At 71.8% G+C, this 10149-nt stretch carries 9 protein-coding genes and 1 pseudogene; 2 read left to right on the top strand and 8 right to left on the bottom strand.

Annotated elements, in window-relative coordinates; translation table 11 throughout:
• From ada to mgtE, 5 genes and pseudogenes are all read right to left on the bottom strand, one after another.
• Window positions 1-933 (bottom strand): bifunctional DNA-binding transcriptional regulator/O6-methylguanine-DNA methyltransferase Ada (gene ada / locus FV230_RS18370; RefSeq protein ID WP_147843419.1); only part of this gene is annotated, 933 nt, incomplete at its 3' end.
• A gap of 131 nt (window positions 934-1064) precedes the next feature.
• Window positions 1065-1885 (bottom strand): annotated as a pseudogene (locus FV230_RS18365) (DNA-3-methyladenine glycosylase).
• A gap of 68 nt (window positions 1886-1953) precedes the next feature.
• Window positions 1954-5730, bottom strand: coding sequence for a PAS domain S-box protein (locus tag FV230_RS18360; protein WP_246694911.1), 3777 nt, complete (start codon window positions 5728-5730; stop codon window positions 1954-1956).
• Between the two features lie 73 nt (window positions 5731-5803).
• Complete coding sequence (locus FV230_RS18355) at window positions 5804-6133, bottom strand: Hpt domain-containing protein (RefSeq protein ID WP_147843417.1); 330 nt, start codon at window positions 6131-6133, stop codon at window positions 5804-5806.
• Between the two features lie 128 nt (window positions 6134-6261).
• Entirely contained in the window at window positions 6262-7662 is a 1401-nt protein-coding gene (gene mgtE, locus FV230_RS18350; RefSeq protein ID WP_147843416.1) for a magnesium transporter, read from the bottom strand.
• Window positions 7663-8143: 481 nt separating this feature from the next.
• Between mgtE and pqqA (FV230_RS18345) the strand changes: the two genes are divergently transcribed.
• Entirely contained in the window at window positions 8144-8233 is a 90-nt protein-coding gene (gene pqqA, locus FV230_RS18345) for a pyrroloquinoline quinone precursor peptide PqqA (protein ID WP_147727216.1), read from the top strand.
• A gap of 70 nt (window positions 8234-8303) precedes the next feature.
• Entirely contained in the window at window positions 8304-8393 is a 90-nt protein-coding gene (gene pqqA, locus FV230_RS18340; RefSeq protein ID WP_007559225.1) for a pyrroloquinoline quinone precursor peptide PqqA, read from the top strand.
• 145 nt (window positions 8394-8538) lie between these two features.
• Here pqqA (FV230_RS18340) and FV230_RS18335 read toward each other — a convergent pair whose 3' ends face one another.
• The 3 genes from FV230_RS18335 to FV230_RS18325 form a co-directional block, all read right to left on the bottom strand.
• Window positions 8539-9051, bottom strand: coding sequence for a winged helix DNA-binding protein (locus FV230_RS18335; protein WP_147727217.1), 513 nt, complete (start codon window positions 9049-9051; stop codon window positions 8539-8541).
• Between the two features lie 164 nt (window positions 9052-9215).
• Window positions 9216-9671: a DUF6163 family protein gene (locus FV230_RS18330; RefSeq protein ID WP_147727218.1), complete on the bottom strand. Its 456-nt coding sequence runs from the start codon at window positions 9669-9671 to the stop codon at window positions 9216-9218.
• On the bottom strand, window positions 9671-10149 hold a 479-nt coding region (locus FV230_RS18325; protein ID WP_147843415.1), incomplete at its 5' end, for an enoyl-CoA hydratase/isomerase family protein. The genes FV230_RS18325 and FV230_RS18330, both read right to left, overlap by 1 nt.

Below are 10149 nucleotides of genomic sequence, written 5' to 3'. Positions count from 1 at the left end.
GGCCCGCACCGCCGCCGGCGTGCCGAGGCTCCGGGCGATCTCGGCGTAGCTCGCGGTCGTCCCCGCCGGGATCCTGCGCAGGGCGTCCCAGACGCGCTGCTGGAAGGCCGTGCCGCCGATGTCGAGGGGGAGGTCCACCAGCCGCCCCGGCGCTTCGACCAGGCCGACGACCTGCGCGACCAGCGCCTCGAATGCGGCGTCGCCGCCGGCGAGCGTCGCGTTCGGAAAGCGGTCCTCCAGGTCGCGCAGCAGCGCGTCCGGATCGTCGCCGAGCAGGATCGCGCAGACGCCGCGGGCGGTAGCCGCGACGAGGATCGCGCCGAGGCTGCACGGGCCGACCGCGAAGCGGATGGTCTCGCCGGTCCCACCCTTGCGGTAGGCGGCGGGCGCCATGCCGAGCCGCTCGCCGGCCCCGGCGTAGAAGCGGCTCGCCGCCCCGTAGCCCGCCTCGTAGACCGCGTGCGTGACGCTGCTGGCCCTCGGCAGGGTCTTCGCCATCCGTTCGGCCCGGCGGGCCTCGCCGTAGGCCTTCGGCGTCACGCCGGTCGTCGCTTTGAACACCCGATGGAAGTGGAACGGGCTCATCCCGGCTGCGCGGGCGAGAACAGCGAGCGCGGGCAGCGATTCGGCCTCGTCGATCAGGCGGCAGGCGCCGGCGATCGCCCCAGCGCGCCTCGCATCGGGCGACGCCTCGTTCGGCCGGCAGCGCCTGCACGGACGGAAGCCCGCATCCTCGGCCTCGGCGCAGGTGGCGTGGAACGCGACGTTCTCGGGACGCGCCGCGCGCGACGGGCAGCTCGGTCGGCAATACACGCCGGTGCTGCGGACCGAGTAGACGAAGCGGCCATCGTACGCCGCGTCTCGCGCCGACACGGCTTCGCGCCGCATGGCATCCGCTGAGAGATCGGGACGGGTGGCCTCGGTCGTCGGCATCGCAGCCTCATCGATGATCGGGACCGGATGCGGCCCGCGCGGTCTCCCCGTCATGCGCTGCTCGCTCACGGGCCGCATCCCGTCCCTTGCTCTCGAATCCGGCGGGCATCCTGGCGCGCACGGCGTCCTCCTCAATCCGCCGGCCGCGCCGCATCGACCGCCCAGAGGTGCAACGCCGCGTAGGCGCGGTACGGGCGCCAGCCTTCGGCGCGCAGCAGCAGCTCCGCCGGGCTCGGGCGCCCGGCGCCGCCATCGAGGGCCCGCAGCAGGCCGACGTCCCCGGGCGGAAACGCGTCCGGCGCGCGCAACGCCCGCATCGCGATGTACTGCGCCGTCCAAGGCCCGATCCCGCGGATCGCGGTCAGGCGGGCGACGGCGGTGGCGAGGTCCTGGTCGGGTGCGAACGGATCGGGCTCGGCGTCGCGAGCGCCCGGATCGCGGCGCCGCGCGCACGCGGCATCGTCAGGATCTGCGCGACGTCCGCCGCGGCCACCCGCTCGGCGGTCGGGAAGACATGGGTCAGGCCGGGTTCGGCGCGGGCCGGGAGGGGCGTTCCGAGCTCGGCGACGAGCCGACCGGCGAGCCGGGTCGCGGCCGCCACAGAGACCTGCTGCCCGAGGATCGCGCGGACGCCGAGCTCGAACCCGTCCCAGGCCCCCGGCACCCGCAAGCCGGGCCGCGCGGCGACGAGGGGCGCGAGACGAGGATCGGTCGCGAGATGCGCGCCGATCGCCGCCGGGTCGGCGTCGCAATCGAACAGGCGCCGGAGCCGGGCCGCGATTCCGGGAAGCTCGGCCTCCGCCACGCCCGTCACGATCGCGACGAGCCCATCGCCGCCGGGCGTGATCGCGATCGATCCGGTTCGCCCTGCGACGGCGATGGTGCGCGCGTAACGATCCGGGCCCACCGCCTCGATCCCGGGGATCGCCCGGCCGGCGAGGAAGTCGCGCATCGCCGGCCAGTCGTAGGGCGGGCGGCAGGGCAGGGCGATCGACGCAGGCACCGCGGCCGCGATCCGGGTCAGCCGTTCACCGCCCGCCGCACCGGCGCGGCGTCGCGGCCCGGAAGCCAGCGCGCGATGGCGGCGTAGAGGACCGCGCGGTCGAACGGCTTGCCGACGTGGTCGTCCATGCCGGCCTCGCGGAACTGGCGCACCTCGGCCGGCAGCACGTTGGCGGTCATCGCGATCACCGGCACGTTCGCCGCCGGGCCTTTCAGGCGGCGGATCATCCGCGTCGCGGTGATGCCGTCCATGCCCGGCATCTGCACATCCATCAGCACGAGGTCGAACGCGCCGTCCTCCACCGCCATCACGGCGGCGGCGCCGTCGGCGACCACGTCGACGGTGTGGCCGGCGGCCTCCAGCACCAGCCGCGCCAGCTCCTGGTTGATCTCGACGTCCTCGACCAGGAGGATGTGCCCGGTGGCGTGCGACGCGACGACGGCCGGCACGGCGGTGGGTGCGTCGACGTCGACGCCGCGCGGCAGCGTCACCGTGAACCAGAAGGTCGAGCCCTCGCCGTCGTCGGAGGCGACGCCGATCGTCCCGCCCATCAGCTCGACGAGGCGCCGGCAGATCGCGAGGCCGAGGCCGGTCCCGCCGAAATCGCGGCTCACCGAATTGTCGACCTGCGAGAAGCGCTCGAACAGCCGATGCTGCTTGGCCTGCGGGATGCCGATGCCGGTATCGCTGACGCTGAAACGGATGGTCTCGCCGGCGGGCGTGGTGCCGGCATGGCGCACCGCGAGGGTGACGCTGCCGCGCCGGGTGAACTTCACCGCGTTGTTCAGGAGGTTGAGCAGGATCTGGCGCAGCCGGGCCTCGTCGCCGACGAGGCTGGGCGGCAGGTCCGGGTCGATCCGGCCGATCACGGTGAGACCCTTCGCGGAGGCGAGCCCGCGCACGATCGAGAGGCCGTTGTCGGCCAGCGCCGCCGGCGCAAAGGCGCGCTGCTCGAGATCGATCGCCCCAGCCTCGACCTTCGAGAAGTCGAGGATGTCGTTGACCACGGTGAGCAGGGCGGAACCCGACGAGCGCGCCAGCTCGGCGTGGCGCTGCAGGTCGGGCGCCAGCCGCTCGGAGCGCGCCAGCAGGTCGGTGAAGCCGATCACCGCGTTCAGCGGGGTGCGGATCTCGTGGGACATCGCGGCGAGGAAGTCGGTCTTGGCGAGGCTCGCGCGCTCGGCTTCCAGGCGCGCGGCCTCCGCGGCGGTCTTGGCCGCCTGCAGCGCGAGCTCGGCCTGCTTGCGATCGGTCGCGTCGAGGTTCAGGCCGATCACCCGCACGGGCCGCCCGGCGGGATCGTAGTAGGCGCGGCCGATGCTCTGCAGCCAGCGCTCGACGCCGTCGCCGCCCGTGATCCTGAACTCCATCACGAAGCTGCGGCGCGAGGCGATCGCCTCGGCGGCGTCCGCCAGGGCGCGCTCCCGCTCCTCGGGCATCACCAGGGCCTTCCAAGCCTCGATCGGCATGCGCAGGGGTTCGGTGCTCGACAGCCCGTGCAGCCGCGCGCTCTCGGGCGAGAGCAGGACGGAACCGGCGACGAGGTCGAGGTCCCAGGAGCCCGCCTCGGCCGCGTCCTGGGCGAGGCGCAGCAGGTCGCTGGTCTCCTCCAGGGCCCGGCGCGCGGCGATGATGTCGTCGATGTCGAGGGCGGTGCCGAGCCAGCCGACGATGGCGCCCGCCTCGCGGATTGGCATCATCACGATCTTGTGCCAGCGATAGGTGCCGTCGTGCCGGCGCAGCCGGCCTTCGATCTCGTGCCCGCGCCCGTCGCGCACGGCCGCCGCCCGGGCCGCCTCCATGCGCCCGGCATCGTCCGGGTGGTTGGCCGCGAGCCTTTCGGCAAGGCCGGTCCCGATCGGCCCGTAATAGGCCTCGAAGCGCTGGTTGACGTAGGCCGCCAGGCCATCCTCGGCCCGCACGATCCAGACGAGCTGCGGCAGCGTGTCGGCGAGCGCCCGGTAGCGCGCCTCGCTCGACCGCAAGGCATCCTCCGCCTGATGGCGCGCATCGACGTCGCGGACCGAGGCGACGAAGCCGGTGGGTCGGCCGGCGGCGTCCCGCACCAGGCGCCACGAGCCCTCGACCCAGATGTAGGAGCGGTCGCCCCGGCGCAGGCGATAAGTCGCCACCGCGGTCTCGGCCTCGCCTCCCGAGAGGCGGCCGATCATCGCCGAGAGCGCGCCTGCATCGTCGGGATGGGCCTCGTCCTCCGGCCGCGTCCCGACGAGGTCCTGCGGCGCCAAGCCCAGGAGCGCGTGCGAGGCCGGCGACGCGTAGATCCGCCGCCCGTCGAGGCCGACCTGGACGATCATGTCGCTGGCGTTGTCGGCGAGCAGGCGGTAGCGCGCCTCGCTCAGCGCGATCGCCTCCTCGGCCCGGCGCAGATGGGTGATGTCGCGCACGCTGATGAAGACGCGCGCCACGCGGCGGCCGCCGGCCTCGCGCAGGGGCACCAAGATCACCTCGAAGCGGTGGGTCCCGTCGCCGCCGACCCGCTCCTCCTGGCGCCGCGCTGGCTCGCCGGAGCGGATCACACCCTCGATGTCGGCCCGCACGATCGCGGCCATGTCGGGCGGCATCACCTCTTCCGGGGTCTTGCCGCGGACGGCCTGCTGCGAGTGCCCGATCAGCGCGGCGGCGCTCGGGTTCAGGGTCTCGAGGGCGAAGCTGCCATCGGCCGCGACGGCGTGGACGAAGAGGTGGTCGGTGGCGTTTTCGAACACGCCGCGGAACAGCGTCTCGGCCTCGCCGAGGGCACGGTGGGTCTCGACCAGCAGCGCCTCGCGCCGCCGCCGGCGCTCGAGCTCGCGCAGCAGCACCAGGCATCCGAGCAGGATGACCGCGCTCGCGACCGCGCCGACCGCCAGCGCGTTGCGCCGCTCCGCGACGAGCGGCGCGAGCACGACCTCCACCGACTTGCCGACCGTGACGACGAGCGGAAGGTTCTCCGTGGCGCGATATCCGAAGATGCGCGCGCGCCCGTCGAGGCCGCTCTCGACCGCGTAGGTTCCCGCCGGCGCCTCGGACAGGCGCGCGAACAGGCCCTGACCGTCGAGCCGCCGGGACAGGTCGCGCTCGTACATGCCCGGCATCGCCGGCTCGCGGATACGGACGTAGCCGTCGCGGCCGAACAGCCCGACGACCGCGTCGGCGCCGACGTCGAGCGCCTTGAAGCGCCGGGCGAGGTAGTCCGGGTCGACGGCCACCATGAGGACGCCGCCGAAGCTGCCGTCCGGGCGCGTCAGCCGGCGCGCGAGGTTGAAGGTGAAGGTATCCATCAGGCGGCCGCGGATGGTGCGCCCGACATAGAGGCCGGCTTCGGGATTGTCGGCCAGCGACCGGAAGTAGGGCCTGTCCGCGACGTTGGTCCTGCTGAGGGCGGAGGGCACGGCGTCGCGCGTGGCTACGAGGTCGCCGTTCGCGTCGAAGATCGCGATCTGGCGCGCGCTCTCGGCCAGCATCGTGGCGCGCTTCGACCAGCGGGCGAAATCGAAGGTCTCGGGATCGTCGGCGTAGTCGGCCTCGATCAGGCGCATCACCTGGTCGACGCCCTCGATCAGGCGCGAGACCTGCTCGGCCAGCGCGATCGACAGGTTCAGCACGTCGCGCCGCGCCTGGAGCATTTCGCCCTCGCGGCGCTGCTCAAGATGGAACAGCAGGCCGAGCCAAACGAGCGCGAGGAAGACGAGGCCCCCCGTCGCCACGAGCGCTTGCGGCAGCCGGCCGGCGAGGCGATTCGGCACGAGGCCGACCCTCCGTCGTTCCGGCATCTGCGTCGTCGCCACCATCATCCCGCTCACCCAGAACCCGTTCCGCGCGACCGTGGCATGCCGATCGTCACGAAACTGAATACGCGGCGCAGCGTCAGGACGTTTGCGCGACGTCTTCCAGCGCGCGCACGGTCTCGTCGCGCAGGTCGCGGATCTCGACGAGCGCGGGCGCCAGGTCGGCGCCGTCCTTCGCCTCCGCTTCGAGAGCCCGGCAGGCCGTGGACAGCCGCTCGCAGCCGAGCATGCCCGACATCGAGATCAGGGTGTGCGCCTCCCGCGCGATATCGCCCGGCGGGCGGCTTCCGGCCGGGAACGCAGTGCGCAGGCTATCCGTGAACCGGACGATCAGGCGCCGGAGCTTCTCGGCGCCGATCACGCCGCCGAGGTCGTCGAGGACCGGGCGGCTCAGCAGGGGCAGGGTCACGGTCGCGCTCCGAAGTCACGTCTTGCCGGCGGCGCCTTCGTGGACGACGCCTGCATCGTCCGCCCTACGTCGGCCCGGACTGCGAAGTTTCCGTTGCCGACCGGTCGGCAACGGCAGCGGACGCGGCGCTAGAGCAGCGTGCCGCGCAGGATCAGCAACGCCACCGAGAAGTAGATGACGAGGCCGGTCACGTCGACGAGCGTCGCCACGAAGGGCGCCGAGGCGGTCGCCGGGTCGAAGCCGAGCCGTTGCAGCAGGAACGGCAGCATCGAGCCGGACAGCGACCCGAAGGTGACGATGCCGACGAGCGCGCCGCCGACGGTCGCCGCCACCAGCGGCCAGTGCTCGCCGTAATCGTACAGGCCGGTCTTCTGCCAGATCGCGATCCGCACCACGGCGATCACCCCGAGGATGCCGCCGAGCACGAGGCCGGTGGGCAGCTCGCGCAGGGCCACCCGCCACCAGTCGCGCAGGCGGATCTGGTGCAGCGCCAGCGCGCGGATCAGCAGCGAGGTCGCCTGGCTGCCGGAATTGCCGCCCGAGCTCATGATCAGCGGGATGAACAGCGTCAGGACGATCGCCTTCTCGAGCTCGCCCTCAAATCCCTGCATCGCCGAGGCGGTCAGCATCTCGGAGAGGAACAGCGCGCAGAGCCAGCCGGCGCGCTTCCGGATCATCGTCATGAAGCCGATGTCCATGTAGGGCTCGGGCAGCGCCTCCATGCCGCCGAAGCGCTGCACGTCCTGGGTCTGCTTCTCGACCATCGCGTCGATCATGTCGTCGACGGTGACGATGCCGATCAGGTGGCCGACCGCGTCGACCACCGGCAGGGCGAGCAGGTCGTATTTCGAGATCAGCCGGGCGGCCTCCTCGCGGCTCGCCGTCGGCGACACCGCGAGCGGGCGGCGGCCGGCGGCGACCGAGAGCACGTTGTCCTCGGGGTTGCCCGAGATCAGCCGGCGCAGCGGCACCGCCTTGGTCAGCGCGCGGGTGCGCGGGTCGAGCACGAAGATCGCATAGATCGTCTCGCGGGTCTTCTCGACGCGGCGGATGTGGTCGAGGGTCTGCGCCACGGTCCAGGTGCCGGGCACGGTGACGAACTCGGTGGTCATCAGCGAGCCGACGGTCTCCTCGCCGTAGGCGCTGAGGCGGTCGACGGCGCCGCGGGTCTCGGCGTCGAGGCGGGCGCGCAGGTCCGAGCGGCCGGGCTCCTCGATCTCGCGGAACACGTCGGTGACGCGGTCGGCCGACATGCCCGACAGGTAGGTGGCGACACGGTCGCGCGGCAGCATCTCGATGATGTCGGCCGCGTCGTCGAGCTCGGGCTGGTCGAGCACCTCGATCGCGCGATCGTGCGGCAGGCCGAGCAGGATCGCGGCGGCGACCTCCGGCGCCTCGGCGTTCAGCGCCTCGACGATGTCGGGCGCACGCTCGTCGGAGAGGCGCGCAGCCAGGACGGAGGGGTCGACGCGCGGATCGATCGGCACGACCGCGTCGGGGACCGGCAGGGGGGGGACCTGTTCAACCATGGGCCTCGCCTCGCGGGCCCGGCGGCGCGCCGTACGGCACCGGCCGCGACCGGCTGCGCGGCGGAGCCCGGCGCGAGCCCTTCAGGGGCTCAGGCGGGATCGCGGCGTGCGGCCGGCCACGGCTCGGACGATCGGTCTGGCGTGTCGCTGGGCATCGAATCTTCGTGGGAATGGCGTGCGCGGATGCCGACGGCCGTATCCGCGCGCGGCAGCCTGTGCGCCCGGCGGTGCGACGCGTCAAGCCGAAAGCGCGCCCCTCGGAGAGGGCGTGGCGGCAGGGGGCGGAATGGGGTTGGCGATTTGGCGCCACCGACACCATCTACCTGATCGGAAAGCCGAATTCGGCGTTTTGGAGATGAATGCCGGGGCGACCGAGCGCTCTCTCGGGGATCCTATGAGAAATATAAGTGTAGCGCCCGCTTGTATTGCGCCCAAGGTATCGCCTATCTTCCGGTCATCGAAGTTCACGAGGAGAAACGCCATGGCCTGGTCCGCCCCCATCGTTCAGGAAGTCTGCGTCGGCATGGAAGTGACGAGCTACGAGTCCGCCGAGATCGACACCTTCAACTGAGCCGATGACCGGCTCGCGAGCGAGCCGGCAAGACGTCCCTTTCGCCCGCATCCCATTCAGGAGAATTCACATGGCTTGGTCCGCCCCCGTCGTTTCCGAGATCTGCGTCGGCATGGAAGTCACCAGCTACGAGTCGGCCGAGATCGACACCTTCAACTGAGCTTTCGATCGGCCGCCGATGCGGCCGGTCTCGTGAGCGCCGCTCCCTCGGGGGCGGCGTTTTGCGTTGGTGCCGGGCGTGAAACGACGAAGCCGGCCGTCCCTCGCGGGCGGCCGGCTTCGTCGTGTTCGGCGTGACCGAGGTCTCAGAGACGGTAGCGGATCTGGTCGGTCCAGAACCGCTCCAGGCGGCTGAGGGCGGTGTTGAGCCGGCCGAAATCGTCGTCGGAGATGCCGCCGATCGGCTGGATGGTGCGGGCGTGCTTGTCGTAGAGGCCCTGGATGATGTCGTGGACCATCCGGCCCTTGTCGGTGAGGCTGATGCGCACCGAGCGGCGGTCGGTCTTCGAGCGGGCGTGGTGCAGGTAGCCGGCCTCGACCAGCTTCTTGACGTTGTAGGAGACGTTGGAGCCGAGGTAGTAGCCCTTGGTCCGCAGCTCGCTGGCGGTGAGTTCCTTGTCGCCGATGTTGTAGAGCAGCAGCGCCTGAACGCTGTTGACGTCCTCGCGGCCGCGGCGCTCGAACTCGTCCTTGATCACGTCAAGCAGGCGGCGGTGCAAGCGCTCGACGAGGTGCAGGGCTTCGAGATACGAGCCGGCGACGGCTCCGGTCTCGGGAGCGGTGTTGGTATCCGAGATCTTGACGGCCTGGGACTTCATCTTGTGCCTCGCCCGAATTGTTCTGCCGGAGCCTTCTGCCGTCCGGCACCGCTCATGGGGTGAAACTAGGCGGCGGAGATGAAAACCGCTCTAAGAGACAGGATGAATTCGCGATTTACTTCTGTCGGTAAATGCAAAGTGAAGTGATTCGTATAACCACTCGTTTACCGCGCTTCCTGTGCCGCGAGCCAAGAAAAAACGAAGTAGAAGATCACGATACTGGACTCGACCAAGACCAGAATCAGCGGCGTCTGCAACAGTTGCGGCGTCAGGACGGCGAGCGTCAGCATCGAGGTCACCGCCAGCAGCCAGACCACGCCGCCCCAGGCGCTGGTGAGCCACAGGCCGATCGCCGCGTTGGCGTCGATCACCGCGAAGTAGATCAGCGCCGCCTGGCGCCCGAACGGCTCCAGCGCGAACGGGCGGTGCCCCGGCACCACGTCGAGGATCGTCGCGAAGGAGAGCACGCTCTTGGCGAGCCACGCCAGGGCCGTCAGCCGCATGAACCAGACCAGCACCGTGTCCCAGGTGCTCTTGGGCGCGGCCGAGCGCCGCTCGATGCGGTCGCTCGGGGCCTCACCGACCGCGCTGCCGCGGGTGATGCGTCCGACCTTGCGCATCAGGCGAACCGAGGCTCCGGCGCCTCGGACGGCCCGAAGGCGGCGGCGACCGCGGCGTGGTCGACGGCCTCGAGCGTCGCCGGCCGCCAGTCCGGCCGGCCGTCCTTGTCGATCAGCACGGCGCGGACGCCCTCGAAGAAGTCGTGCCCGCGCATCAGGCGGGTGACGAGGCGGTATTCGGTCAGCACCGCGTCGGCGAAATCGAGATCCGGCCCGCGCCGCATCTGCTCGCGGGCGATGCACAGGCTCGTCGGGCAGCGGGTGCGCATCACGGCTGCGGTCTCCGCGGCGAAGGTCGAGGCCGATGCGGCCGCGCCGTCCAGCCGTCGCAGGATGTCCGCGACGTCGTCGGCGGCGAACGCGTCGTCGATCAGGCCGCGCTCGGCGACGAGCGGCCCGGTCGGCGGGCGCGCGGCGCCGGTCTCGAGCGCGGCCGCGATCGGGCCGCCCTGGGCGAGCCGGTCGAGGATCGCGGCGA

This window comes from Methylobacterium sp. WL6 (genome assembly GCF_008040095.1).
In the GTDB taxonomy this organism is placed as follows: Bacteria; Pseudomonadota; Alphaproteobacteria; order Rhizobiales; family Beijerinckiaceae; genus Methylobacterium.
The sequence above is the reverse complement of the archived record's forward strand: the minus strand, read 5'-3'. Positions and strand labels throughout refer to the sequence as shown.